Source organism: Actinophytocola sp. (assembly GCF_049647105.1).
In the GTDB taxonomy this organism is placed as follows: Bacteria; Actinomycetota; Actinomycetes; order Mycobacteriales; family Pseudonocardiaceae; genus Actinophytocola.
Window position 1 is genome coordinate 15,071 of sequence record NZ_JBARWZ010000027.1, and the last position, 23,729, is coordinate 38,799.

Genomic DNA, 23,729 nt, shown 5'->3' on the forward strand with positions numbered 1-23,729 from the left:
GCTACCTCCCAGCGTCGAGAACCGTCACCGCCAGCTCGGTCAGTTCGGCCGCGATCCTCGGCCGCCGCAGCAGCCGGGGGGTGCGGGCCAGGTCGTTCACGATGGTGAGCGCGGTGTGCACCACGACCTTCGCGTCGGGCTCCGCCAGCTCGGGCGCGACCGTGCGCAGCAGCCGGTACCAGTGGCCGACGTAGTGCCGCTGCAGCCGCACCAGGTCCTTGCGGTCGCGCTCCGGCAGGTTGCGCAGCTCGTTCGCGAACGTGGCCATGATGTTGTCCGACCGCAGCACGGTGTCCACATACGACGTCGCGAGGTGGCGCAGCGCCTCGCCGGCGGGCAGCGTCATCGCGTGCGCGGCCGTGCTTGCCAGCTGGTCGGCCATCCGGTAGCCGCCCGCCACCAGGATCGCCGCCTTGCCGGGGAAGTACCGGTAGATGCTCGGCCCCGCCATGCCCGCGCGGGCGCCGATGTCCTCCATGCTGACCGCCGCGTACCCGCGCTCGCGGAACAGCGAGATGGCGGCCGTCAGCAGCTCCTCGCGGCGCGACCCCGGCGTGCCGGGCACCGGCCGCGGCGCCGGTACCGGCTCGCCCGTCGGCACCTCGAAGGACGTGACCGCGCTCGCCAGCGTGACCAGCAGGTCCTCGAACCGGCGGCGCGGCGGGCTCACGTGGTGGTCGGAGAGGCTCCCGTACACCGACAGGGCGGCCCAGCAGAGCAGCTCGGCGTCGGCCTTGGCCAGCTCGGGCCGCACGTCACGCAGCGCGATGGCCCACTGCGCGATCAGCTCGGCGCCCCGGTGCCGGATCTTGGTGCGGTCGGCCTCGGCGAGGTGGCGTCCCTCCCAGCGCCACAGCGCGGTGATCTCCCGCCGGTCCACGGCGAGCTCGGCCACCGCGCGCAGCAGGGCCGACAGCTGGTCGGCGGCGGTGCCGGGGGTGGCGAGAGCACCCTCGGCGGCCAGGCCGAACGTGTCCATGCCGGACAGGAGGACGTGGGCCAGAATGTCCTGTTTGCCCCGGAAGTGCCGGTAGACGGCCGGGCCGGTGACGCCGGCGGCCTGGGCGATGTCGTTGACGCTGACCTGGTGGTATCCGTGCTTGCGGAACAGTTCGGCCGCCGCGTCGGCGAGCTGCGCCTTGCGGTTGCGTGGCCGCCTGACCGGCGGCCGGGAAGTCTCCGCCACGGTTCCTCCACGGTCCTACCTGGCGACGCTAACTGACGGGTGAGTTGTTGGCAATCCGCCAACGAGCTACGAAGTGAATCCAGATTAGCTCGATGACGAGGATCTCGCCGCCAGCGGCCACCAGAGTGTGGCCCACACCCCAAATCGGGCGGCGACCGTTGACAACCACAGATCCGATGCCAACATGTTAATCAGTATTAGCCCTCGAGAGGACCCCTAGCGTGGCTACCGAAGCATTCGTCTACGACGCGATCCGCACCCCGCGCGGCCGGGGCAAGAAGAACGGGTCGCTCCACGGAACCAAGCCGATCTCCCTCGTCGTCGGCCTGATCGACGAGCTGCGCAAGCGCAACCCCACCCTCGACGTCGACCGGGTCTCCGACCTGCTGCTCGGCGTCGTCACCCCCGTCGGTGACCAGGGCAGCGACATCGCGAAGACCGCCGCCATCGCGGCCGGGCTGCCGGACACCGTCGGTGGCGTGCAGCTCAACCGCTTCTGCGCGTCCGGTCTCGAGGCCGTCAACATCGCCGCCCAGAAGGTCGCGTCGGGCTGGGACGAGGTCGTCATCGGCGGCGGCGTCGAGTCGATGTCGCGGGTCTCGATGGGCTCCGACGGCGGCGCGTGGGCCATGGACCCCGCCACCGCCTATGACACCTACTTCGTGCCGCAGGGCGTCGGCGCCGACCTGATCGCGACGATCGAGGGCTTCTCGCGCGAGGACGTCGACGCCTACGCCGTGCGCAGCCAGCAGCTCGCGGCCAAGGCGGCGAGCAACGGCTACTTCGCGAACTCGATCATCCCGGTCGTCGACCAGAACGGCATCACCGTCCTGGACCACGACGAGCACATGCGCCCCGAGACCACCGTGGACGGGCTGGGCAAGCTGCCGCCGTCGTTCGCGGCGATCGGTGACATGGGTGGTTTCGACGCGGTGGCGCTACAGAAGTACCACTACGTCGAGAAGATCGACCACGTGCACCACGCGGGCAACTCCTCGGGCATCGTCGACGGCGCGGGCCTGGTGCTCGTCGGCTCCGAGCAGGCGGGCAAGGACATGGGCCTGACCCCGCGTGCCCGCATCGTCGCCACCGCCACCTCCGGGGCCGACTCGACGATCATGCTGACCGGCCCGATCCCGGCGACCGAGAAGCTGCTCGCCAAGACCGGCCTGACCGTGGACGACATCGACCTGTTCGAGCTGAACGAGGCGTTCGCGTCGGTGGTGCTGAACTACCAGCGCAAGCTCGCGATCCCGGACGAGAAGCTCAACGTCAACGGCGGTGCCATCGCCATGGGCCACCCGCTCGGCGCGACCGGCGCGATGATCCTCGGCACCATGGTCGACGAGCTGGAGCGCCGCCAGGCGCGCCGTGCCGTGATCACCCTCTGCATCGGCGGCGGCATGGGCGTCGCGACCCTCATCGAGCGCGTGTAAGGACGACGAGACTCAATGACTGAGACCATTCGCTGGGAGAAGGACGCCGACGGGGTCGTCGTCCTCACGTTGGACGACCCGAACCAGTCGGCCAACACGATGAACCGCGACTACGCGGCGTCGATGCACGCCACGGTGGAGCGCCTGCACGCCGAGAAGGACGACATCACCGGCGTCGTGATCACCTCGGCGAAGAAGACGTTCTTCGCGGGCGGCGACCTGAAGGACATGATCGAGGCCAAGGCCGACCAGGCCAAGGAGGGCTTCGAGTTCATCCAGGGCATCAAGGCGGACCTGCGCCGCCTTGAGACGCTCGGCAAGCCGGTCGTCGCGGCCGTCAACGGCGCGGCGCTGGGCGGTGGCCTGGAGATCGCGCTGGCCACCCACCACCGGATCGCCGCGGACGTCAAGGGTTCGAAGATCGGCCTGCCGGAGGTCACGCTCGGCCTCCTGCCTGGTGGCGGCGGCGTCACCCGCACCGTGCGGCTGCTGGGCATCCAGAACGCGCTGCTGCAGGTGCTGTTGCAGGGCACGCAGTACAACCCGGCCAAGGCCAAGGACGTCGGCCTGGTGAACGAGGTCGTCGGCACCATCGACGAGCTGCTGCCCAAGGCCAAGGAGTGGATCAAGGCCAACCCAGGGGCCGCGCAGCCGTGGGACGTCAAGGGCTACAAGATCCCCGGTGGCACCCCGTCGCACCCGGCGTTCGCGGCGAACCTGCCCGCGTTCCCGGCCAACCTGCGCAAGCAGCTCAAGGGCGCCAACATGCCCGCGCCCAAGGCGATCCTGTCCGCCGCGATCGAGGGCGCGCAGGTCGACATCGACACCGCGCTCACCATCGAGTCCCGGTACCTGCTTTCGCTGCTGTCCGGCCAGGTCGCGAAGAACATGATCAAGGCGTTCTTCTTCGACCTGCAGCACATCAACTCCGGCGGCTCGCGGCCGGACGGCTACGAGAAGTTCACCGCCAGCAAGGTCGCCGTGCTCGGCGCGGGCATGATGGGTGCCGGCATCGCGTACGTGTGCGCCCGAGGCGGCATGGAGGTCGTCCTCAAGGACGTCACGCAGGAGGCGGCCGACAAGGGGCGGGACTACTCGGTCAAGCTGTTCGAGAAGGCCGTGTCCCGTGGCAAGGTCACGCAGGACAAGGCCGACGAGACCCTCGCGAGGATCAAGGCGACCGCCGACGCCGAGGACCTGGCTGGCGCGGACCTGGTGATCGAGGCGGTCTTCGAGAGCACCGAGCTGAAGCACAAGGTGTTCGCGGAGATCGAGAACATCGTGGCGCCGGACGCCGTGCTCGGCTCCAACACCTCCACGCTGCCGATCACCGGCCTCGCCGATGGCGTGAAGCGGCAGGAGGACTTCGTCGGCCTGCACTTCTTCTCTCCGGTCGACAAGATGCCGCTGCTGGAGATCATCGTCGGCGACAAGACCAGTGACGCCACGCTGGCCAAGGCGTTCGACGTGGCGCAGCAGATCAAGAAGACGCCGATCGTCGTCAACGACTCGCGCGGCTTCTTCACCTCGCGGGTGATCGGCACGTTCATCAACGAGGCCGTCGCGATGGTCGCCGAGGGCGTCAACCCCGCGTCGGTGGAGCAGGCGGGTTCGCAGGCCGGTTACCCGGCACCGCCGCTGCAACTGCTGGACGAGCTGACGCTGACGCTGCCGCTGAAGATCCGCCGCGAGACCCAGGCCGCGATCGAGGCGGCCGGTGGCAAGTGGGACTCGCACGCGTCCGAGCCGATCATGGACCGGATGGTCGAGGAGTTCGACCGCAAGGGCCGCTCGTCCGGCGCGGGCTTCTACGAGTACGCGGACGGCAAGCGCACCGGGTTGTGGAAGGGCCTCTACGAGAACTTCACGAAGGAGGGGCACGAGATCCCGTTCGAGGACATGAAGGAGCGGATGCTCTTCGCGGAGGCCCTCGAGACGGTCAAGTGCTTCGACGAGGGTGTGCTGCGGTCGGTGCCGGACGCCAACATCGGCTCCATCATGGGCATCGGCTTCCCGCCGTGGACCGGTGGTGTCATCCAGTACATCAACGGATACGAAGGCGGCGTCGCCGGGTTCGTCGCGCGGGCACGTGAGCTGGCGCAGCGCTACGGCGACCACTTCCTGCCGCCCGAGTCGCTGGTGGCGAAGGCCGAGAAGGGCGAGAAGTTCGAGTAAGCAGTAGGTCGTTTGGTATCTCCGCTGCCGTCGCACCCTCGTGGTGCGGCGGCAGCGGTGTTTTGTGACCCTTTTCAATCCCAGGTGTGCCCTTTGGGGCGTATCTCCCAGTTGTGCTAACGACCCCGGTGGGGTGCGACGAACCATCCGTCGTTCGTCCAATTCACACCAAGGGGTTTCTAGGATGAAGAAGTTCATTCGCGTCCTCGTCACCGCGGCGGCGGTCGGCACAGTCGCCGTGGCGGCTCAGGTGACGGCTTCGGCCGCACCGGCTCGGCCCGCCGCGGCCGAGGACGTTCTCACTGCCATGCAAAGGGATCTGGGCCTCACGGCCGCGCAGGCGACCACGCTGCGGTCGCAACAGGACCGGGCCGTCGACCTCGACGCTTCGCTGCGGACGGCACTCGGTGCCGACTTCGGCGGGTCGTGGTTCGACGCGGCCACCGGGAAGCTGACCGTCGCGGTCACCGAGTCGTCGCGGGTCGCGGAGGTGACCAAGCAGGGGGCGGATGCGAGGGTCGTGCGACACAGCGCGGCGGAGCTGGACGCCATCCGTGCCGAGCTGGACACGTTGTCCGGCAAGGCTTCCGGTGAGGGGCGGGCCAAGCAGGGGCCGTCGAAACTGCGTGGGCTCGCGAGCTGGCGGGTCGACGAGAAGACCAACAGCGTCGTCGTGACCACCATTGCCGGGCAGAAGTCGACGCTGTCCTCGCTCGCGAAGTACGGCGACGCCGTGCGGGTCGAGCAGACCGACCGCGCGCCGGTGCAGACCGCCAACTACCTCGACGGCGGCGACGCGTACAACTACGGCAGCTGCTCGGCGGGCTTCAACCTGCGCAACCCGAGCACCGGCCAGGGTTTCCTGCTGACCGCGGGCCACTGCGTCAGCACCGGGTCCACCGTCACCGGTCAGGACGGCACCACGCTGGGCACGACCGTGGCCAGCTTCTTCCCGACCTACGACGACGCGCTGATCCGCAACGACAACCCGGGATACTGGATCCAGGGCCGGTGGGTCGACACGAACCCGTCCAACGGCGGGATCATCACGGTCAGCGGCTACAGCGACTCGCCGGTCGGTACGTACATGTGCAAGTCGGGTATCACGACGAAGTGGACCTGCGGCTACATCACCGGCAAGAACGAGACGGTGAACTACAGCCAGGGCGCGGTGTACGGCATGACCCGCCACTCGGCGTGCGTCGAACCGGGCGACTCGGGTGGCGCGAACGTGGCGGCACTGTCCTACTGGTCGCCGGAGGGCGTCACCAGTGGCGCGCAGCTGTACTGGGACGGCAGCCGTTACCGCTGCGCGGCGGCGGTCGGTGCGGGGCAGAACGTCTCGTGGTACTTCCCGATCGCCGACAGCCTGGCCTACTACGGCCCGGTGTACGGCGTGACCATGTGGTGACTCAGTAACAGGCCACGGTCCCGGCAGCATGGCTGACCGGGACCGTGTGCGTTGCCACGTCGAGGTGGAGCAGGAACGACGTCGGCTCTGGAACGTAGTCCGGGATGGTTTCCTTGAGGGCGAGTCCACTTTGGAGGTAGGTGCTCGGTGCGGTGGTCAGGATCGTGCCCGCGAACGCGGCGGTGACGTGACGGTGCACGTGTCCCGCGAGGACACGCGTGACGTCGTGCCGTGCGATCACAGGACCAGCGGACCTATCGCGACCGTCGGGCCGACAGGATTTGAACCTGCGGCCCCTTGACCTTGTTCGGCCACGCGGCTGCCTGCGGCGCAATCCGCAAAGCGCCTCTGACCTGGGCCGGAGCTTGCCGCAGGTTCTCGACGTTTGCCGGTGCGTGCCGGGGTCATATTGCACGAATGTTGCACGCGACCACTCCCCGGCCTGGCCGCGTTCGATGCATGGCGACATCTATGGTCGTTTGCGGCAGGGGTAAACGGCGGTCTGTGCTACTTACGTCCCGATCCCGAGCGCCTGCTTCAGGGCGTCGTTCAGACTCAGCACAGTCCCCGGGGCGAGTGCTCCCAGGTACTGTGCCGCTTCCAGCTCGTCCTTGAAGAGTTCGACGATCTCGTCAGCTAGCGCATACCCCACCAAGGGGTCGTCGTGACCCAACGGTACTGCGGTCGGGACGCGCGATTTGTCGGATGACGTGATCCTCGCCGCGAGTACGGAGTCAAGCAAGCGATTCCGTTGATTGTTGCTCACCACGACATACGGCTTAGGGCCGATGTTGCCGATGTCAACGCGGAAGACTTGCCCCCGAAGGGGTGTGGCTGCACTCATTCAGCGAACCTAGCGCGCGCCTTCTTGACAGCGCGGTCGCGCAGGGCGCGGCGCTCTTGCTGCTCTTCGAGGCTTTGCTCGGCCAGCTTCGCGTAGCCGTCCTCCAGGGCCTTCTCTCGCAGAGCTGCAGCCCCGGCCCGAACCAGTGTCCGCAAGATGGCAGCGTCCGAAGCGTCTCGGACGTTCAGCCCGTGCTGGGCTGCCCACGCTTCAAGTGTCGCGTGCTCAGGGCGTGACGGGTCCGCAAAGACCTCAAGCGCCTGCTGGTCCGGGGCGTCAAGTGTCACAGAGATCCGTCGACTGGCCATGCACCCACTATGCATCACTAAGCGCATCACTTCAAGCGTCATTTAGTGATGCACTGCCCTCGCATGCGTTATGCGCACCAGGTACAGGGCGTTGACCTGGGAAAACGGTTCTCGCGACGGCGAAAGAAGGTATCTAGGAGCTGCATCACAGCTCGACGGCATCGACCCGGCGTTCCTGTGGAAGCTCAACGCCGAAGCTGACCGCCCCGACTGCACCCAGCCCGCCCACCACGCCGCCGCGCGCATCGTGGACCGGCAGACGACATTCTTCGCTCCCGCGAAGGAGGCCCGCTACGGTGAACTACAGCCAGGGCGCGGTGTACGGCATGACCCGCCACTCGGCGTGCGTCGAACCGGGCGACTCGGGTGGCGCGAACGTGGCGGCACTGTCCTACTGGTCGCTGGTAGTGGTGCGCAGTTGTGCTGGGACGGCAGCCGTTACCGCTGCGCGGCGGCGGTCGGTGCGTTGGCCTTGTCACGTCGGGCCTTCTCGGCCTTGGCGTCCTTCCACGAACGGGTCATTGCTCAGCCCTCCTTCTCGTTACCTTCGAGTCGCCCCAGGTGCTCGCCTTTAACGCTAACGCCCTGACCTGCGAAAGGCCGACGACACGTCGTCGAAGAGCCCCCGAGCTGATCGGGCTTGATCTCGACTGGTGCCGGACCTACTACGGCCTTGGGGCCATGGTCCAACCGGGCGGCTCTGTGTGACTCGACGAGCAAGGCGAGTACCGGTACGAGCGACTGTCCGTCCACCCCGGACTCGACGACGTATACAGGCGTGTGGACATGGAAGAAGCCGGGGGCCTCGGAGTGTCAGCGATCGAACTGACCAGCCTTCACAGTCCGCAGGAGGTCACGGAACGCCGGGGTCGGTAGTTCGGGCCCGTCAGCCTGCTTGCTGTCTCGCAAAGCCGTCAGGTCTTGCCGAACCTCGACACAGTCCCCGCTGTCCCCGCTGAAGCTGGACCTACGCCAGTTCATGATCACGCCTCCCCGCTATGAGTAGACCAGCGGTGATCACTACCCCGGATGGTGACGGCTGCGCGACCATCACCCGGCTTACGCCTCGACCTGGTTGGACTTCACTACGCCGATGAACGCCCGGAACGAGCTGTTCGCGAACACGAGCTGGCCGCCGTCCGGCTGCTTGCTGTCGCGGACAGCTCCCCACGTCTCGCCGTCCGTGGCCAGTTCGACACACGAGCCGTTGGCTTGGGTGATGGTGCTCTTTCGCCAGTTGGCTTGGGAGAGGCGGTCACTGATCATTAGGTAACCCCTCCTCGGGATCATCACGTCATGAGCTTGGCTTGAGCCTGGCGCATCATCGCGACGGACGTTTCCGCGTCCGCGGTCATGCCCCACACCCGATCATAGATGCGCTGGAAGCGGGCTACTTCGTCGCTGCGCTCATCTGGTGTCGGACGTGGCTGTTCAGGCAGCCTCGGGGATGAGGTGAGCGGTGTAGCCCGCGGCCACAAGGCGTTCGTACGCGGCCTGCACCTCGTCCGGCATGTCCTGCGGGATGGCGTAGCCGCGTTCTGCGTGGAGCCGGATTCGCTGCGTGTCGCCCACCATCACGTTGATCATGCGCGGAATGTCGCCGATACCGGCCGCGTAGGTGTCCAGGTCTACCTGTTGGGACGTGCACACGACCTCGACCTCGGGCCAGAGCTTGCGGCAGGTCGCGTACGCGCGGCGCTCCTGATACGGGCGCGAGATGAGCATGACCGACTTCGGCGTGATGCCCTCGGCGCGCAACAGGTCGCGTGTCAGCGTCATGTTCTCGCCGGTGTTCCTGGCCTTGGACTCCACCCGGATCGCCTCGTCGGGCACGCCTTTCGCCAGCGCACGTTCCCGGTAGTGCACAGCCTCGCCACGTGGGAAGCGGTCGATGGTCGTCGGCGCATTGGCACCGGTGAACACCATTAGCGAGAAGAGGCTCCGCTTGTACAGCTCGGCGGTCCGCACGGCGACACCGATGTCGTGGCTACCGAGACCGACGCCGACATCCGTGTGCCGCAACTCGTGGCCCAGCCGGAGGTAGACCCACAAGATCTCCACGTCGTCGTGCACTGACGCAGGGATGACACCGGACACGGGTTCCTCCTCAGTCGGGAAGCTTGAAGCTGTACGACCATGAGAAGCGGCTCGCGGCATGGACACCCCGCGCGAACTCGGCCGGCACACCGTCGGCGGTGTAGGTCGTACGGTGCAGCTCCATGACTGGTTCCCCTGCGGGCAGCTCCAGTATTTTCAGCTCGTCCGGTGTGGGCATGCGGGCGGAAACCGTCTCGGTGATGTCCTCGGGCTCCAGGCCCTGCATGGTCAGGACGGCGAATCCGCCACCTGGCGTCGCCGTTCCCGGCTTTGGGTCGACGAGCGGCGTGCCCTCCACATGTTCGGGGCGGTAGTAGCTCGTTAGCGTGTGCGTCGGCACGCCTGCGTCTTTGATCAGACGGGCACGTTTGAAGACCGGAGAACCTTCCTCGACACCAAGCGCTTCGGCCACCTTGGCATCCGCCTCGACGCGGCTGACCTCGTTGGTCTGATCGCCACGCTTCCACGCTCGCCCGGATGCCTCGCGGTCAGCAGCGAACGCGACCAGCCCGAACTTCCACTTGCTCTTGGCGTAGCGCTCGATCCCGAGTCGCTTCATCGGCGGTCGTGCACGGACGACGGTGCCCTTACGCCGAACGGGTGTTACCAACCCCTCCGCCTCAAGGACACCAACCGCCTTGCGCACGGTGTTGACGTTGACACCGTGCTCGTCAGCGATCTCCTCCTGCTTGGGCAGCGTGCTACCGGTCGGAAAGGTCCCCGCCTGGATGGCGGTGCGGAGCGCCGAGGCCAGCTCGCGGTAGCCGATGCCCATGTGGCCTCTCCCTTCCCTAGTCAACATCGGATAACTCTATCTCTACTCGCCAAGGTGGCCATTGAACGTCGATAGAGATAGTTCTATTGACATGTGCTGAACGGAGGTGTCCTATAGGGATAGTTCTATCAGCCCCGCCTGGAAGCCACTCCGCCGCGATGGCTGTGGTCGCTGGTGGAAACCTGGCGTACGTCACGACGCGCAGCACCGCCATCGAGGATGACGTGGAGTTCGGTGTCCACGCGTTCGGCCCGGACGCGGAGCAGCTCGCCAGGAAGTAGCAGAACAGCTTCGGATTTGGCAGCGAGAGCACCGCGGTGGACCCGGCCCGCAGTTCCGTGTCTACCCGATCGACACAGCGGATGACCAGATTCCCGACGGACGTGTCGTCGACAAGAAGCACAGCCGGATCACGATCTCCTGGCCCAATGCGGCAAACGCCTCGGCCGGTCAGGTGTTCCTGCACCAACACACCAAGTAAGGAGAGTGATCCACATGTTGGAGGTCCTGCCTTCCGGCGGCGCCACAGCGTTGGCCGAGCGACCTGCCTCCTCGGGTGAGGATGAGTTCGCGCTCGACGTCCGGGTGGTCGTGGCCTACGCTTACAACCCGAAAACTGATGCTGATAGCGGGCGCGATTACGCTGATGCCGCGTTGGCGATTGCCAAACGTGGTATACCGCCGGTTACTCACGGTTGGCTGTCCGCTGTCGCCTCCGAGATGTACGCCACAGGAAGAGACGAGCTGACGTGCCGACGACTGTTGGATAGTGCCGCCAGGCATCTGGAAGCGGCGGACGCAAGCGAGCCATGGGCTGGCATCGGGGTTTTTAACGCCGAGAAACTGTCGGCCTATGTCGGCGGAGACTTGATGCGACTCGGCCGCTACTCGGAGGCTCAACAGCATCTGCACAACGCTTTGGACATGCTCGATGAGTCGTTGTTGAAGCATCGATGCACAGCATATGTCGACCTCGCGGAGGCATATGCGGCCAGCAACCAAGTGGACGAAGCGACAAGGCATGCCAAGAGTGCCCTGGAGATAGTTGGCGGTACGCGCCACGCCACGAGCCTCCAGCGAATCGAGAAGCTATACAGAAGTGTGCGCGCAATCGACCAAAATGCAGGCAGGCAACTCGGCGAGATGCTGATTGAAATAGGGGCTACTTGGTGAATTACAAAGCGCTCATTGTTGACTTTGGCGGTGTGGTAACTACCCGATTCCGGTCTGCTCTCAGTTCGTTCTGTGAGCGTGAAGGTCTCGACCCTCATCGCTTGCATTACGTTCTGCGCGAAGACCCGGCCGGTAAGGCTGCACTCTTCGAAGCCGAGGCGGGACGGATCACGCAACGGGAGTTCGAACGCCAACTAGGAAAACTGCTGGCGGTTTCCGACGTCGACTTGACTCAGCGTATCTGTGCAGACCTGCGCCCATGTGAATCCATGCTTGCCCTGGTTGCGCAGGCCAAGAATGCCGGAGTAAATACAGCGATGCTGTCGAATTCCTGGGGCACCGGTGGATACGACATCTACACCGGATATGCCCTGCCCGAGTATTTCGATGTTGTCGTCGTGTCTGACAAGGTCGGTTACGCAAAGCCAGATCTGGAGATCTACAAGTTCGCCTTGGCTCAGTTGGGACTATCAGCAAATGAGTGCATCTTCGCTGATGACGTGCCGCGCAACTTGGCACCCGCCGCGACTCTCGGCATGACTACGGTGCTAGTGGACGAACCGGCCGACGCGGTGCGAGAAATCGCGCAGATGCTGGGCCTTGCCACGGTCTAGTCGTACCAACCAGGATGTACGCGATTCTTGATATCTATCGCCAGCCGTCACATCCAAAAGGTTCTATGGAATCGCCGACGCCCTCACGCACTCTCGCCTTGTGCCGCTCTGAACGTTCCAGCAATTCTTCGGCGGTGAGGCCGGCGACAGTGCACGGAACCTGATCTACGCGCGGCGACGCAGTTATTTCGCGGACAATATCCGTCCCGCTGGTGTCGGATCGATCGCTCATGGTCGGATTCCGCTCGACCATCGATCGACCGGCGCATCATTCTGGCTGGTCAGCATGCTCAGTACGTAAAAGCAAGGAAGACAGGGAGGTTGTCCGTCGGCCTCGAAAGTTCGTTCCGTCGAGATCTGATGTCCGCACAGTGCCAACGCTGAATCGGAAATCAACTGGAACACATGCCGCAGGCCACCCTCGGTCGAAACCTTGACAAATCCCATGACGATGCCGCCGTCACATCCACATGGCTGCACACTGTTGCTGCCGTCAACGGACTTCTCTTTGCCGGTTCCCATGCAATCCGGGCACCGGAATGCGATGACCTCCGTCGAGTTCGGCTCAGTCATCGGGGGAATTACCTCGGTTCGATCCAGGGGCTGGTACCGGTCGGGTCTTGCTCCTCAACCGTGGGGCCAGCCGAGTCGCCGGGTCTATGGCGATTTCTGCATGGCCCATGTGATTTCTGCATAACGCCTGGTCACGGCGTGCGTCGACGTGCAGAAGTTGATCACTTTGGGTGGTCCGCGGCACGTCAGGCCCGATCGATGAGTCGCTGACCTGGCTACCAGGGGCCGGAGGTCAGCTCCCTCGGACGGCCCGGCACGCCGGGACGGGTCTGCCACGGGTGCGGTCCCGCCAGGGGGCGGTACTCGACGCCCAGTGCGTCCAGCCTTGGCAGGTGGTAGCTCACCAGCCGTCGCTCGAACTCCTCGTACGAGCGTTCCCCGGCGCTCCACACCACCTCCGCGAACGCGGCCAACCTCGGGAACGCCGCGTAGTCCACTCGCCGGGGTGAGTCCAGGTGTTCGGTCCACACCTGCGCCTGCGCGCCCAGCGCCGAGGGCGGCGGCTCGTACGCGTACACGTCCGCCAGCGTGCGTAGGTACCCCACCGGGATCGGCTCGTCGGGGTGGTCGGACTGGCGGTGGTCCAGGTACAGGTGCTCCTCAGGGCACGCCACCACGTCGTGGTCGCCGGTGTCGACGTGCGGGTGCCAGGCGGCGACGATGGTCCGGTCGGGCAGAGCGGGGGACAGGGCCTCGTCCCACACGTAACCTCTGCGGCCCAGTGACTCCAGGTGTTCGACGAGACCGCTGATGAACCAGTCGTGCGACGCATCCGTGGTCGGGACCTCGTCGCCGCCCACGCAGATCACCTCCGACGGGAAGATCTCCGTCACGTGGGTCAGGACACGGCGGTAGAAGTCCAGCACCTCGTCGGTCATCGCGAGGGCGTTGTCGTTGATGCCCCAGCTCGTCATGACCGCCAGTTGCCGGCCGGTCGCGCCCAGCCACGGGTACGCCGCGATCGCCGCCTGGCTGTGGCCCGGCACGTCGACCTCCGGCATCACCGTGATGTGCCGCGCCGCCGCGTACGCCACGATCTCCCGCAGGTCGTCGACCGGGTAGTAGCCGCCGTGCGGTCGGCCGTCGTGGTCTGGGGTGCCATCCGGCTGGCGACCGGTCCACGAGCCGTGCCGCCACGCGCCCACCGTCGTCAGCCGGGGGAACTCCGGGACCTCGATGCGCCAGCCCTGGTCGTCGGTGAGGTGGAGGTGCAGGACGTTCAAGCGGTGTGCGGCCATCAGGTCCAGGAACCGCAGCACCGCGTACTTCGGCATGAAGTGCCGTGCCACGTCGAGCAGACAGCCGCGCCAGCCGAACCTCGGCCAGTCCTCGACCACGCCGCAGGGAAGGGGATCGCCGGGCAGCTCCACCGCGCGGAACGCCGACGGGCCACGTAACTGGCGCAGTGCCTGGTGACCGTAGAACTCGCCCGCCGCGTCCGCCGCCTCGATGCGCACCCCGGACCCGTCGATCGTCAGCCGGAAGCCCGACGGGGGCAACGACACGTCCCTGGCGCACACGGACGAACCGCCGGCCGACGTGCCGCCCGCCGGGGTGACCCGTACCGGGCGCGGCAGCAGCCCATCGAACCCGGTCATCCCTTCACCGCCCCGGCCATGCCGGACACCAGATGTCGTTGCACGATCAGGAAGAACGCCAGCACCGGCAACGTCATCAGCGTCGAGCCCGCCATGATCGCGCCCCAGTCCTGCTCCTCCGGCTTGAAGAACACCAGCAGCCCCAACGGCAGCGTCCGGTTGCCGGTGCCGGAGATGAGGAACGTCTTGGCGAAGAGAAAGTCGTTCCAGGCGTGGATGAACGACACCACGCTCGCCGCCACCAGCCCCGGCGCGACCAGCGGGAACAACACCTGCCACGTGAACCGGAACCGGGACGCGCCGTCGAGTGCGGCCGCCTCCGCCAGCTCCTCCGGCACCGTCGCCACGAAGCCACGCAGCAGCCAGATCGCGAACGGCAGGCTGAACGCCAGGTGCACCACCACGAGCGCGCCGAGCCGGTTCAACCCGATCGCGGGCACCACGTCACCGAACGACCGCATCAGGAAGAACAACGGGATGGTCAGCGCCTCCACCGGCACCATCTGCGCCACCAGCAACATCACCAGCAACACGGTGCGGCCGCGGAACCGGAACCTGGTCAGCGCCACCGCCGACAGGAACGACACGGCCAGCGACAGCGCCACCACCAGCACCGCGACCACGAGGCTGTTCACGAAGTACAGCCCGAAGTTCTCCACGTCGAGCACGCGCCGGAAGCTGTCCAGAGTCGGCGCGCCGGTCCACGGCCGGGGGTTCGCCGACTGCACCTCGCCCGCCGGTTTGAGTGCCGACAGCACCATCCAGTACAGCGGAAACGCCACCACCGCCGCGATCACCACGCACGCGACGTCGGCGACGAGCTGCCCGCGCCTCATCGCACACCCCGCTGCGCCCGCACGTACAAGCCGGTGATCAACAGCAACAGGACGGTCATGACGACGCCGATCGCCGCGCCAAGCCCGTACTCCTCACCGGCGAACGCCTTCTGGTACGCGAACACGTTCAGCACCAGGTTCTGCCCGGCCACGCCGCCACCGTTCGTCATCACGTAGATCTGCGTGAACACCTTGAAGTCCCAGATGATCGACTGGATCGTCGCGATCAGCAGCAGTGGCCGCAGGATCGGCAGGATCACCGTGGTGGCCGTGCGGCGGGCCGACGCGCCGTCCAGCGCCGCGGCCTCCAGTACCTCGCCGGGGATCGCCTTGATGCCCGCGTACATGGTGACCAGCACGAACGGGAACGAGCACCAGATGATCTCGGCGGCGACCAGGCCGAACGCGGAGTACCGCTCGAAGGTCCAGGAGTGGCCGCGCATCCCGTCGAGGCCGAGGCCCGCGAGCACCTCGTTGACGAGCCCGAAGTCCTGGTCGAACAGGAACAGCCACACGTACGAACCCGCCATCGTCGGCGTCGCCCACGCGCCGAGAGCGGCGAGGAACAGCAGCGTTCTCGGCACCGCGCGGGCGCGGTTCGCGAGCACGGCCAGCGCGGTGCCGACGAGCAGCGTGCCGAGCACACAGACCGAGGCGAACACGATCGTCGTGAGCAGCACGTCCCAGAACCGGGGGTCGGACAGGAGCGTGACGTAGTTGTCCAGCCCGATGAACACGAGCGGTGCCGCGCCGCTGGCCTGCGGCTGGCCGTAGTCGTACAGCGAGATGACGACCAGCTGGTAGATCGGGTACGCCATCAGCGCCAGCAGCACGACCGCGGCGGGCAGCAGGTACCGGAGGGCGGCGGGCCCGTCCCGCCGGTGCGCGAACGCCATCAGCTGCCGAAGGCTTCGTTCATCTCGGCCGCCGCCGCGCTGGTGGCCGCGGCCACGTCCAGCTGTCCGGTCGCGACCTGCTGGACCGTCGTCGGCAGCACGCCTGCCGCGTCGATCTTCGTCCAGGCCGGGGTGGACGGCACGAACCTGGTGCCGCTCTGGACGGTCTCGATGAACGGCCCGAGGAACTCGTCGTCGGCGGCGATGCGATCCTGCACGTCGGCGAACGTCGGCATGTTGCCCATCGCCCCGAACATCTTCTCCTGGTAGGCCTTGCCACCCAGCAGTTTCACGAAGTCCAGCGCGAGCGTGCGCTTCTTGCTTGAGGTGAACACGCCGAGCAGGTTGCCACCAGCGAACGCGGGGGCGATGGAGCCGGACTCCTTGCCGGGCAACGGAACCACGGCATACCTGCCCGTGACCGCACCCGCGTCGACCGCGGCCCGGTTGAAGTCGCCGCCGATCGTCATTGCGGCCTTGCCACCGGCGAACGCGGCGACCGACTGGCTGCCGGTGAGCTGCGCGCACGCGGCGGGCGGGCAGATGTCGTCGCTGATCAGCTCCGCGTACTGGCCGAGCCCGGCGCGCGCCTGTTCCGAGTCGATCGTGGCCCGCCAGGCGTCGCCGTCCTGTTCGGCCACGTCGCCGCCGTTGGCCCAGATGTAGGGCAGGAGCGCGAACTGGTACTTGCCGCCGACCGCGATCCCGTACAGCTCGGGCTTGGCGGCCCGGATCCGCCGCGCGGTCGCGGTCAGCTCGTCGAGTGTCGTCGGCGGCTTCAGGCCGAGCTCGGTGAAGACGTCTGTCCGGTAGTAGAGCGCGCGGGTGCCGGTGAACCAGGGGATGCCGTAGGTCCTGCCGTCCACTGTGGCCGTGTCGAGGACCTCGGGCACCAGGTCCTTGCTGTCGGGCCATTTCTCCAGGTCGGCGGTGAGGTCGGCGAACCCGTTGGACGCCGTGTAGCCCGCAAGGTCGGTGTTGCCGAACTCGGCGAGATCGGGTGCGCTGGCCTTGTCGTTGAAGGCACCGTTGAAGCGGGTGGCGCGGCCGTCGACGGGCAGGTACTCGACGTTGACGGTGACGCCGTCGTGTGCCATCTCGAACTCGGCCTTCGCCTCGTCGACCACGGCTTCCTTGGCGGCGTTGGACGCCTCCTGGAACAGCCAGACCCGCAGCTCGCCGGTGGTCTCCTCGCCCTGCCGCGCGGTGTCGTTCGATGCCTGCGGTGGCGCGCAACCGATCGCGAGCGCGCCGAGAGCGGCAACCGCGAGTGTCCGTCGGAACCTCATGCTGGGCCTCCGTTGCACTATGCGCAATGGACGTTTTGCACTCCGCAACGGATGCTAGAGAGGTGCCACCACCGGACACAAGGGTCTGGACCAATCAGCGCGCGGCGACGAGCACGGTCACGACCACGACGACACAGGCGAGGATGATCGCGGGCACCCACCACCCGGCCATGAGCGCGCCGAGCACGATGAGCCCGCCGCTGCCGAGGACGATCCCGGTGCCGTTGCTGGCGCCCGTCGGCGTCTCCGCTCTCACACGGCTGCCAGGAGTCGCTGTCCAGGCGTCGCGTTCCTCGCCGATCAGCGGGTGCGGAGAGGGCAGGTCGGCGAAGAGGGCACGGAGGTCGGCACGCGTCTGCGCGGCACGCACGAGGTCCTGACGCCGGTCGTACTCGGTCGTCGTCAGGTGTTCCTCGTCCCGGTGCTCGGACAGCGCCCGAAGCGCCACCTTCCGGTCGGCGCTGTCCACCCAGAGTTCGTCGTCGTCACTCATGCCCAGGCGACGATACCGACCGACGGCACCGTTGCCGACCCCTCCATCGGACCGAGCGTGCCCGTGGCCGGGTCGCGGGGGAGCCACGTGACCGTGCCGGAGTTCTGGTTCGACACGTAGATCCGCTGTTCGTCCTGGCTGAGCGTGAAGTGGCGTGGCCAGTCGCCGCCGGTCGGCGTGGCGCCAAGCGCGGTGAGCTGGTCGCCGGTCACGGCGAACGCGGCGATCGTGTTGTCACCGCGGTTCGACGCGTACACGAACCGGCCATCGGAGCTGACCGCGATCTCCGCGGGGAAGTTGCCGCCCTGCGCGGTCGGGATGACCTGGCCCGGGGTGAGCGTGCCGTCGGCCCACGTCGCGACGGTGATCTCCGGGCGCAGCTCCCCGAGCACGTAGACGAGCGGCTCGGACGGGTGGAAGGCCAGGTGGCGTGGGCCCGCACCGGTGGGGAGCCGCAGTTGCTGGTGCTGGGTGAGCACGCCGTCGGTGAGCCCGTACACGTACACCGAGTCGGCGCCGAGGTCGACCGCCAGCACCCATCGACCCGTCGGATCGGGGAGAACCTGGTGCGCGTGCGGATCGCGGTCGGTGCCAACGTGCTGGACGAGGTCGGTCCGCTCGCCGATCGTGCCGTCGTCGTCGCGCCGGTGCACGGCGACCGAGCCGGAGCTGTAGTTCGCGGTCAGCAGGTAGCCGTCCGGATGCACAGAAAGGTGGGTCGGGCCCGCGCCGCCGCTCGACGCCGTGTTCAGCACCGTGTTCGTGGTGCGGTCGAGCGCGGTGACGCGGCCCTGTCCTTCGTTGGTGGTGTAAAGGAACCGGTCGTGGAAGGCGAGGAACGACGCGTCCGGCACACCGGCGACCGTGCCGGTGACCGTCAGTGTCCCGTCGTCGCCCACCTCGCCGGTCCGCAGGTCGCCGCCGAAGGTGCCGAGGTACACGGTGGACGGTGCGGCGAGCTCGCCGCCGGTGCGGGCCATCGCGAACGCGGCCGTCGCGAAACCCGCGTACCCGAGGAACTCTCGTCGGTCCAGCATCAGATCACCGCCATGAGGATTGCCGCGACGGCGAAGCCGACCACGGAAAGGATGGTCTCCAGCACGGTCCACGTCTTCAACGTGTCCTTCACCGAGATGCCGAAGTACCGCGACACGATCCAGAATCCACCGTCGTTGACGTGCGACGCGATGATCGAACCGGCACAGATCGCCGCCGCGATCAGCGCCAGCTGGGGTTGTGAGTAGCCGACGTCCTTGATCGTCGGGCCGATGATGGCGGCCGACGCGGCGATGGCGGCGGTGGCCGAGCCCTGGGCGATGCGCAGGCCGCAGCTGATCACGTACGCCGCGAAGATCACCGGCAGGCCCGCGTCGTGCAGGCTGTCGGCGATCACGTCGCCGATGCCGGTCGCCTTCAGCACCGCGCCGTAGAACGCGCCCGCGCCGACGACCAGCAGGATCATGCCGACCGGGCGCAGCGACGCCGCGCTCAGTTCCGCGGCCTGCGACTTCGTCATGCCGCGCCGGTAACCCAGGAGCCAGAACGCCAGCAGCACCGCGATGGTCAGCGCGACCGCCGGGGTGCCGATGAAGTTCGCGACGCCGACGGCCGTCGAGCCCTCGGGTAACAGGATGCTGCCGAACGTGCCGGCCAGGATCAGCACCAGCGGGATCGCGATGATGCCCACGACCAGGCCCAGCCCAGGCTCGTCGCCGTCGCGCTCGGTCTTCGCCGCCGCCAGCATGTCCTCCGGGACCGGGATGTCGATCCGCTTGCCGATCCACGACGAGAACAGCACGCCGCCGAGGTACCAGGCGGGGATGGCGCACACCGCGCCCATCAGGATCACCCAGCCGAGGTCCACCCCGAGAAGTCCCGCTGCCGCAACGGGTCCCGGGTGTGGTGGCAGGAAAGCGTGCGTCACCGACAGGCCGGCGAGCAGCGGGAGGCAGTACAGCAGGATCGACTTGCCGCCCTGCTTGGCCGCCACGTACACGAGCGGCGCGAGCACGAAGATGCCGACGTCGAAGAACACCGGCACGCCGAAGATCAGCCCGGCGAGCCCCATGGCGAGCGGTGCGCGGTTCTCACCCAGCGCCCGCAGCAGCGACCTGGTCAGCACCTGCGCGCCGCCCGACGCCTCCAGGATCGCGCCGAGCATCGTGCCCAGCCCGATGATCGCCGCGATGTGGCCGAGGATGCCGCCGAAACCCGTCTCCAGCAACGACTCGCCAGGTTTCTGCGCCGAGCCGACCAGCGACTGCACCGGCAGCCCGGCCGCGAGCGCGGTCAGCAGGCCGATCACCAGCAACGCGATGAACGGCTCGACCTTCCACTTGATGATCATCAACAGCAGGGCCGCGATACCGATCGCGGCGAGCAGCAGTAACCCCGGTGTGGAGTGCTGCAGCCAATCAACCAACCCCGACATTGGTCTCCTTATTGAGCGATAGCTGAGAGGAATTCCTTCGCGCGCTGCCCGATCTCCTCGAATCTCGACTCGGCGGCCAGTTTCGGTCCCACCACACCACTTCCGGCGGTGACGGCGATCGCGCCGTTCGCCAGGTACGACGCCGCGTTCTCCGCGTTCAGGCCACCCGTGGCCACCAGGTGCACGTCCGGGTACGGCCCGAGCAGGTCGCTGAAGTACACCGGGCCGAGCCGTGCCGCTGGGAACACCTTCACCGCCGCCGCGCCGAGGTCGACCGCGGTCGCGACCTCGGTCGGTGTCATCGCGCCCAGCACGACCGGGATGTCATGGCGCACCGCCTCTTCCGCGACCGCGGCACGCAGACCCGGGGTGAGCAGGAACGTCGCGCCCGCGTTGATCGCGTCGCGGGCGTCCTGTTCGGACATCACGGTGCCCGCACCCAGGATCAGACCGTCCACCCGCGACGCCTGCTCGATGAGCCGGGGCGCGTCCGGCGTGGTCAGCGCGAACTCGACGATCGGCATGCCGGCCTCGACGAGGGTCCGCGCGAGCCCAACGGGGTCGGGGATGATCGGCGCGCGGATGATGCACAGCGCACGCCGGGCCTCCAGCTCCGCGAGCAGGTGCATGTCACGCTCCCTTGTTGCGGATCGAGTGGCCGGGGAGCGCGCCGGTGTGCCTGCCGTCCTCGATGACGGGCACGCCGTTCACCAGCACGTACGGGATACCGGCCGCGGCCTGGCGCGGTTGTTCGAACGTCGCCGTGTCGGCCACCGTGGCCGGGTCGAACAGGACCAGGTCCGCGGCGTACCCCTCGCGGACGAGCCCTCGGTCGGTCAGCCGGAGCCGCCGCGCGGCGCGGCCCGTCAGGTGCGCGACGCATTCCTCCAGGCTCAGCACCCCCAATTCGCGAACGTACCGCGCGAGGTAGCGGGGGAACGTGCCCCACGCCCTCGGGTGGGGCCGCTCGCCGACCAGCAACCCGTCGCTGCCGCCGGTGTGCGCGGCGTGCCGCATGATCGCGCGGACGTTGTCCTCGTGCCCGACGTGCATGAGGCACGACGTGCCGAGCCGCTCGGCGATCAGCGTGTCGAAGTACAGCTCGGCGGGCGGCCTGCCCGCCTCGCGTGCCGACGCCGCGACCGACTTGCCCACCAGGTGGGCGTTGTCGTCGCGGCGAACGCCGTTCACCTCGATCGAGTCCCAGTCGACGGGCACGCCGTGGCAGCCGTCCGAGCCGTGTTCCTCGATGTCGGCGCGGATCCGCTCCCGGGCGTCCACATTGGACAGACGGGCGAGCGTCGCGGCAAGGCCGCCTTCTGCTGCCCAGCTCGGCAGCAGCGCCGACAGGTAGGTCGCGCCGGGCAGGTACGGGTAGGTGTCCAGGCTGATGTCGCAGCCGTCGGCGATCGCGTCGTCCAGCAACGACAACAGCTCACCAGCACGGCCCTCGTTGACCGGGAAGTTCATCGTGGCGTGCGCGAGGTGCAGCGGGCAGCCGGACCGCCGCGACACGTCGACCATCTCCGCGTACGCCTCGAGCGCGCCGGCGCCGTAGCTGCGGTGGTGTGGGCTGTAGTAACCGCCGCCCTTGCCGACGACCTCGCACAGCGCGACCAGTTCCCCGGTGCCGGCGTACATGCCCGGCGTGTACGTGAGGCCGGACGACATGCCCATCGCGCCCTCGGCGAGCCCGGTCGCCACCAGCGCCCGCATCCGGTCCAGCTCGGACTCCGTGGCATGCCGCGCGTCCCAGCCCGCCACCAGTGCCCGCACGGTGCCCTGCGGCACGAGGTAGGCCGCGTTCACCGCGATGCCGCGGTCGAGCCGGTCCAGGTACTCGCCGACGCCGCGCCAGTCCCAGTCGAAGCCGGGCGGGTCGTCGTTCCACCCGGCCAGCTGCGCGCGCAGGTCCGCGAGCGTGTCGTCGTCGACCGGCGCGTAGGACAGCCCGTCCTGGCCGAGCACCTCGAGCGTGACACCCTGCGACACCTTCGCCATGTGGTCGGGATGCGCGAGTATCTGCAGGTCGGAGTGTGCGTGCATGTCGATGAACCCGGGCGCGAGCACGAGCCCGTCCGCGTCCACCACGCGTCCGCCGCCACCGGTGCCGATCGCCGCGATCCGTCCACCGCCGACGGTCACGTCCGCCCGGTACGACGGCCCGCCGGTGCCGTCGACCACGGTCGCGCCGAGGAAGGTGAGCATCAGAAGAACGTCCGGATCAGGTCGACCACGGTCTCGCCGTCCGCGCCGACCATCGGCATCAGCGGGACCTTGTCGAACGTCGTGCACGGGTGCGAGAGCCCGAGGCCGACCCAGTCGCCGACCTCCAGCGCCGCGTCCCTGTCGAGCCGGACGAAACCGTGCTGGTCGTTGACCTTGGTGACCGTGCAGCCGGTCAGCGCGGAGGTGACGCCGCCCGCGCGCCGCAGCTCGGGCACCGGCAGGTCGATGTCGTAGGGCACGTCCCGCTTGCCCGCGGTGATGAACGCGAGCCGAGGCTCGGGCCGCGAGTTGACCTGCGCCCAGGCCCGCACCGCGGGCCGCAGCCGGGGGCCGTCGAGCCGGGGGCTCGCGCCGAGCGGGGAGCTGCGTGCGTAGTACCCCTCGTCGTGCGTGAGGTACGCGCCGCTGCGCAGCACCGGCAGCACGGGCAGCCCGTCGGGCCACGGTCCGCCGAGCACCTCGACGACCTGGTCGAAGAACGAGCTGCCGCCCGCGGTCACGACCACCTGGTCCACACCGTCGAAGTGGCCGCGTTCCGCGAGGTCCAAGGCCAGCGCCCGCAGTTCGGTCAGGTGCGTGTGCACGGTCGCGAGCCCGTCGGCCGACGTGTCGCCCGCCACCGCGCCCTCGTAGCTCGCGACGCCGGTCAGCCGCAGCACCGGGCTCGCGGCGACGGCCTCGGCGACCTTCAGCGCGGCGGTCCGGTCACGGCACCCGGTGCGGCCGCCCGGTACGCCCAGCTCGATCAGCACGTCCACCGGACGGGACGGGGCCGCCTCGCGCAGCGCGGCGGTCATCAGCTCGACGCCTCGTTCGGTGTCGGCCCAGCACCAGAACTCGAAGCCCCGGTCGCGGTCCAGCTCACCCGCGATGAACCGCAGTGCGGCCGCGTCGACCAGTTCGTTCGCGAGGATCACCCGGCTCACCCCGAACGCGCGGTAGATCCGCAGCTGGCTCGCGTTCGCCGCGGTCTGGCCCCACACGCCGTGCTCGAACTGCCGCGCGTACAGCTGCGGCGCCATCGTCGTCTTGCCGTGCGGCGCGTGCGCGAAACCGTGGCGTGCGCACAGGTCTGCCATCGTGGTGAGGTTGTGGGTGAGGGCGGACTCGTCGAGGACCGTGACGGGTGGGAGGAACCCGTCGCCGAACAGGTTCGGGCGCCGGTCCCTGGCGTCTCGAATGGACAATCCGGACAGCGAGTTCGGCAGTCCCTTGAAGCGCCAGTCGATCCGCTCGTCGAGGAGCGCCTCGAGCGCGGCGGGGTCCATCCGGCCCGGGGTGATCTGCGGCATCCGCTCACCTCATATTGCGTATTTTGCAACGGCTATTGCGCTATGTGCCACCGAATTGTGTAGCATTTCCCCG

At 67.9% G+C, this 23,729-nt stretch carries 25 protein-coding genes; 6 read left to right on the forward strand and 19 right to left on the reverse strand.

Annotated elements, in window-relative coordinates:
- Position 1: 1 nt before the first annotated feature.
- The gene (locus WBA97_RS03800; RefSeq protein ID WP_424229256.1) at positions 2 to 1,186 is read right to left on the reverse strand and encodes a TetR/AcrR family transcriptional regulator; all 1,185 of its coding nucleotides are present in this window, start codon (positions 1,184 to 1,186) and stop codon (positions 2 to 4) included.
- A 221-nt stretch (positions 1,187 to 1,407) separates the two neighbouring features.
- Between WBA97_RS03800 and WBA97_RS03805 the strand changes: the two genes are divergently transcribed.
- The 3 genes from WBA97_RS03805 (at position 1,408) to WBA97_RS03815 (ending at position 6,208) form a co-directional block, all read left to right on the forward strand.
- Complete coding sequence (locus WBA97_RS03805; protein WP_424229257.1) at positions 1,408 to 2,622, forward strand: acetyl-CoA C-acetyltransferase; 1,215 nt, start codon at positions 1,408 to 1,410, stop codon at positions 2,620 to 2,622.
- Between the two features lie 15 nt (positions 2,623 to 2,637).
- Positions 2,638 to 4,797: a 3-hydroxyacyl-CoA dehydrogenase NAD-binding domain-containing protein gene (locus WBA97_RS03810; RefSeq protein WP_424229258.1), complete on the forward strand. Its 2,160-nt coding sequence runs from the start codon at positions 2,638 to 2,640 to the stop codon at positions 4,795 to 4,797.
- 184 nt (positions 4,798 to 4,981) lie between these two features.
- Positions 4,982 to 6,208, forward strand: a complete 1,227-nt coding sequence (locus WBA97_RS03815; protein WP_424229259.1) for an alpha-lytic protease prodomain-containing protein — start codon at positions 4,982 to 4,984, stop codon at positions 6,206 to 6,208.
- A 1-nt stretch (position 6,209) separates the two neighbouring features.
- Here the strand turns inward: WBA97_RS03815 and WBA97_RS03820 are convergent, their stop codons facing one another.
- From WBA97_RS03820 to WBA97_RS03850, 7 genes are all read right to left on the reverse strand, one after another.
- Positions 6,210 to 6,449, reverse strand: a complete 240-nt coding sequence (locus WBA97_RS03820) for a hypothetical protein (RefSeq protein WP_424229260.1) — start codon at positions 6,447 to 6,449, stop codon at positions 6,210 to 6,212.
- A 270-nt stretch (positions 6,450 to 6,719) separates the two neighbouring features.
- Positions 6,720 to 7,052, reverse strand: a complete 333-nt coding sequence (locus WBA97_RS03825) for a type II toxin-antitoxin system PemK/MazF family toxin (protein WP_424229261.1) — start codon at positions 7,050 to 7,052, stop codon at positions 6,720 to 6,722.
- Positions 7,049 to 7,360, reverse strand: coding sequence for a hypothetical protein (locus WBA97_RS03830; protein ID WP_424229262.1), 312 nt, complete (start codon positions 7,358 to 7,360; stop codon positions 7,049 to 7,051). Before WBA97_RS03830 ends, WBA97_RS03825 begins: the two co-directional genes overlap by 4 nt.
- Positions 7,361 to 8,173: 813 nt before the next feature.
- Positions 8,174 to 8,341 carry a DUF397 domain-containing protein gene (locus WBA97_RS03835; RefSeq protein WP_424229318.1) on the reverse strand — a complete coding sequence of 56 codons (168 nt, stop codon included), beginning with the start codon at positions 8,339 to 8,341 and terminating at the stop codon, positions 8,174 to 8,176.
- Positions 8,342 to 8,419: 78 nt separating this feature from the next.
- Entirely contained in the window at positions 8,420 to 8,626 is a 207-nt protein-coding gene (locus WBA97_RS03840) for a DUF397 domain-containing protein (protein ID WP_424229263.1), read from the reverse strand.
- 165 nt (positions 8,627 to 8,791) lie between these two features.
- On the reverse strand, positions 8,792 to 9,457 hold the full coding sequence (locus WBA97_RS03845; RefSeq protein WP_424229264.1) for a YdcF family protein: 666 nt from the start codon (positions 9,455 to 9,457) through the stop codon (positions 8,792 to 8,794).
- Positions 9,458 to 9,467: 10 nt separating this feature from the next.
- Positions 9,468 to 10,232: a GntR family transcriptional regulator gene (locus WBA97_RS03850; protein WP_424229265.1), complete on the reverse strand. Its 765-nt coding sequence runs from the start codon at positions 10,230 to 10,232 to the stop codon at positions 9,468 to 9,470.
- Positions 10,233 to 10,390: 158 nt separating this feature from the next.
- Here WBA97_RS03850 and WBA97_RS03855 point away from each other — a divergent pair, with 158 nt between their 5' ends.
- The 3 genes from WBA97_RS03855 to WBA97_RS03865 all read left to right on the forward strand — a co-directional run bounded on the left by WBA97_RS03855 (position 10,391) and on the right by WBA97_RS03865 (position 12,019).
- Positions 10,391 to 10,513 (forward strand): hypothetical protein, encoded by a 123-nt coding sequence (locus tag WBA97_RS03855; protein WP_424229266.1) that lies wholly within the window; start codon positions 10,391 to 10,393, stop codon positions 10,511 to 10,513.
- 214 nt (positions 10,514 to 10,727) lie between these two features.
- The gene (locus WBA97_RS03860; RefSeq protein WP_424229267.1) at positions 10,728 to 11,405 is read left to right on the forward strand and encodes a tetratricopeptide repeat protein; all 678 of its coding nucleotides are present in this window, start codon (positions 10,728 to 10,730) and stop codon (positions 11,403 to 11,405) included.
- On the forward strand, positions 11,402 to 12,019 hold the full coding sequence (locus WBA97_RS03865; protein WP_424229268.1) for an HAD family hydrolase: 618 nt from the start codon (positions 11,402 to 11,404) through the stop codon (positions 12,017 to 12,019). Before WBA97_RS03860 ends, WBA97_RS03865 begins: the two co-directional genes overlap by 4 nt.
- A gap of 228 nt (positions 12,020 to 12,247) precedes the next feature.
- On the opposite strand, the gene WBA97_RS03870 is transcribed toward WBA97_RS03865, so the two are convergent.
- The 11 genes from WBA97_RS03870 to WBA97_RS03920 form a co-directional block, all read right to left on the reverse strand.
- Entirely contained in the window at positions 12,248 to 12,592 is a 345-nt protein-coding gene (locus tag WBA97_RS03870) for a hypothetical protein (RefSeq protein WP_424229269.1), read from the reverse strand.
- A 215-nt stretch (positions 12,593 to 12,807) separates the two neighbouring features.
- A complete protein-coding gene (locus WBA97_RS03875; RefSeq protein WP_424229270.1) occupies positions 12,808 to 14,190 on the reverse strand; it encodes a beta-N-acetylhexosaminidase in 1,383 nt (460 codons plus the stop codon).
- Positions 14,187 to 15,026, reverse strand: coding sequence for a carbohydrate ABC transporter permease (locus WBA97_RS03880; RefSeq protein ID WP_424229271.1), 840 nt, complete (start codon positions 15,024 to 15,026; stop codon positions 14,187 to 14,189). Before WBA97_RS03880 ends, WBA97_RS03875 begins: the two co-directional genes overlap by 4 nt.
- Positions 15,023 to 15,922, reverse strand: coding sequence for a carbohydrate ABC transporter permease (locus tag WBA97_RS03885; RefSeq protein WP_424229272.1), 900 nt, complete (start codon positions 15,920 to 15,922; stop codon positions 15,023 to 15,025). Before WBA97_RS03885 ends, WBA97_RS03880 begins: the two co-directional genes overlap by 4 nt.
- Positions 15,922 to 17,211: an extracellular solute-binding protein gene (locus WBA97_RS03890; RefSeq protein ID WP_424229273.1), complete on the reverse strand. Its 1,290-nt coding sequence runs from the start codon at positions 17,209 to 17,211 to the stop codon at positions 15,922 to 15,924. The genes WBA97_RS03885 and WBA97_RS03890 overlap by 1 nt, the downstream gene beginning before the upstream one ends.
- 94 nt (positions 17,212 to 17,305) lie before the next feature.
- Positions 17,306 to 17,704, reverse strand: a complete 399-nt coding sequence (locus WBA97_RS03895; RefSeq protein ID WP_424229274.1) for a DUF1707 SHOCT-like domain-containing protein — start codon at positions 17,702 to 17,704, stop codon at positions 17,306 to 17,308.
- Positions 17,701 to 18,741, reverse strand: a complete 1,041-nt coding sequence (locus WBA97_RS03900; RefSeq protein WP_424229275.1) for a lactonase family protein — start codon at positions 18,739 to 18,741, stop codon at positions 17,701 to 17,703. The genes WBA97_RS03895 and WBA97_RS03900 overlap by 4 nt, the downstream gene beginning before the upstream one ends.
- Positions 18,741 to 20,126 (reverse strand): GntP family permease, encoded by a 1,386-nt coding sequence (locus WBA97_RS03905; protein ID WP_424229319.1) that lies wholly within the window; start codon positions 20,124 to 20,126, stop codon positions 18,741 to 18,743. Before WBA97_RS03905 ends, WBA97_RS03900 begins: the two co-directional genes overlap by 1 nt.
- A 17-nt stretch (positions 20,127 to 20,143) precedes the next feature.
- A complete protein-coding gene (locus tag WBA97_RS03910; protein WP_424229276.1) occupies positions 20,144 to 20,764 on the reverse strand; it encodes a bifunctional 4-hydroxy-2-oxoglutarate aldolase/2-dehydro-3-deoxy-phosphogluconate aldolase in 621 nt (206 codons plus the stop codon).
- A gap of 1 nt (position 20,765) precedes the next feature.
- Positions 20,766 to 22,343 carry an N-acyl-D-amino-acid deacylase family protein gene (locus tag WBA97_RS03915; protein WP_424229277.1) on the reverse strand — a complete coding sequence of 526 codons (1,578 nt, stop codon included), beginning with the start codon at positions 22,341 to 22,343 and terminating at the stop codon, positions 20,766 to 20,768.
- Entirely contained in the window at positions 22,343 to 23,656 is a 1,314-nt protein-coding gene (locus WBA97_RS03920) for an amino acid deaminase (RefSeq protein WP_424229278.1), read from the reverse strand. The genes WBA97_RS03915 and WBA97_RS03920 overlap by 1 nt, the downstream gene beginning before the upstream one ends.
- Positions 23,657 to 23,729 lie beyond the last annotated feature (73 nt).

Excerpts from the sequence above, each read along its gene's own strand:
- WBA97_RS03810 (WP_424229258.1), top strand. The coding sequence starts at position 2,638 with ATGACTGAGACCATTCGCTGGGAGAAGGACGCCGACGGGGTCGTCGTC.
- WBA97_RS03815 (WP_424229259.1), top strand. The coding sequence starts at position 4,982 with ATGAAGAAGTTCATTCGCGTCCTCGTCACCGCGGCGGCGGTCGGCACA.
- WBA97_RS03825 (WP_424229261.1), bottom strand. The coding sequence starts at position 7,052 with ATGAGTGCAGCCACACCCCTTCGGGGGCAAGTCTTCCGCGTTGACATC.
- WBA97_RS03830 (WP_424229262.1), bottom strand. The coding sequence starts at position 7,360 with ATGGCCAGTCGACGGATCTCTGTGACACTTGACGCCCCGGACCAGCAG.
- WBA97_RS03835 (WP_424229318.1), bottom strand. The coding sequence starts at position 8,341 with ATGAACTGGCGTAGGTCCAGCTTCAGCGGGGACAGCGGGGACTGTGTC.
- WBA97_RS03840 (WP_424229263.1), bottom strand. The coding sequence starts at position 8,626 with ATGATCAGTGACCGCCTCTCCCAAGCCAACTGGCGAAAGAGCACCATC.
- WBA97_RS03850 (WP_424229265.1), bottom strand. The coding sequence starts at position 10,232 with ATGGGCATCGGCTACCGCGAGCTGGCCTCGGCGCTCCGCACCGCCATC.
- WBA97_RS03855 (WP_424229266.1), top strand. The coding sequence starts at position 10,391 with ATGGCTGTGGTCGCTGGTGGAAACCTGGCGTACGTCACGACGCGCAGC.
- WBA97_RS03860 (WP_424229267.1), top strand. The coding sequence starts at position 10,728 with ATGTTGGAGGTCCTGCCTTCCGGCGGCGCCACAGCGTTGGCCGAGCGA.
- WBA97_RS03870 (WP_424229269.1), bottom strand. The coding sequence starts at position 12,592 with ATGACTGAGCCGAACTCGACGGAGGTCATCGCATTCCGGTGCCCGGAT.
- WBA97_RS03875 (WP_424229270.1), bottom strand. The coding sequence starts at position 14,190 with ATGACCGGGTTCGATGGGCTGCTGCCGCGCCCGGTACGGGTCACCCCG.
- WBA97_RS03880 (WP_424229271.1), bottom strand. The coding sequence starts at position 15,026 with ATGAGGCGCGGGCAGCTCGTCGCCGACGTCGCGTGCGTGGTGATCGCG.
- WBA97_RS03885 (WP_424229272.1), bottom strand. The coding sequence starts at position 15,922 with ATGGCGTTCGCGCACCGGCGGGACGGGCCCGCCGCCCTCCGGTACCTG.
- WBA97_RS03890 (WP_424229273.1), bottom strand. The coding sequence starts at position 17,211 with ATGAGGTTCCGACGGACACTCGCGGTTGCCGCTCTCGGCGCGCTCGCG.
- WBA97_RS03895 (WP_424229274.1), bottom strand. The coding sequence starts at position 17,704 with ATGAGTGACGACGACGAACTCTGGGTGGACAGCGCCGACCGGAAGGTG.
- WBA97_RS03900 (WP_424229275.1), bottom strand. The coding sequence starts at position 18,741 with ATGCTGGACCGACGAGAGTTCCTCGGGTACGCGGGTTTCGCGACGGCC.
- WBA97_RS03910 (WP_424229276.1), bottom strand. The coding sequence starts at position 20,764 with ATGCACCTGCTCGCGGAGCTGGAGGCCCGGCGTGCGCTGTGCATCATC.
- WBA97_RS03915 (WP_424229277.1), bottom strand. The coding sequence starts at position 22,343 with ATGCTCACCTTCCTCGGCGCGACCGTGGTCGACGGCACCGGCGGGCCG.
- WBA97_RS03920 (WP_424229278.1), bottom strand. The coding sequence starts at position 23,656 with ATGCCGCAGATCACCCCGGGCCGGATGGACCCCGCCGCGCTCGAGGCG.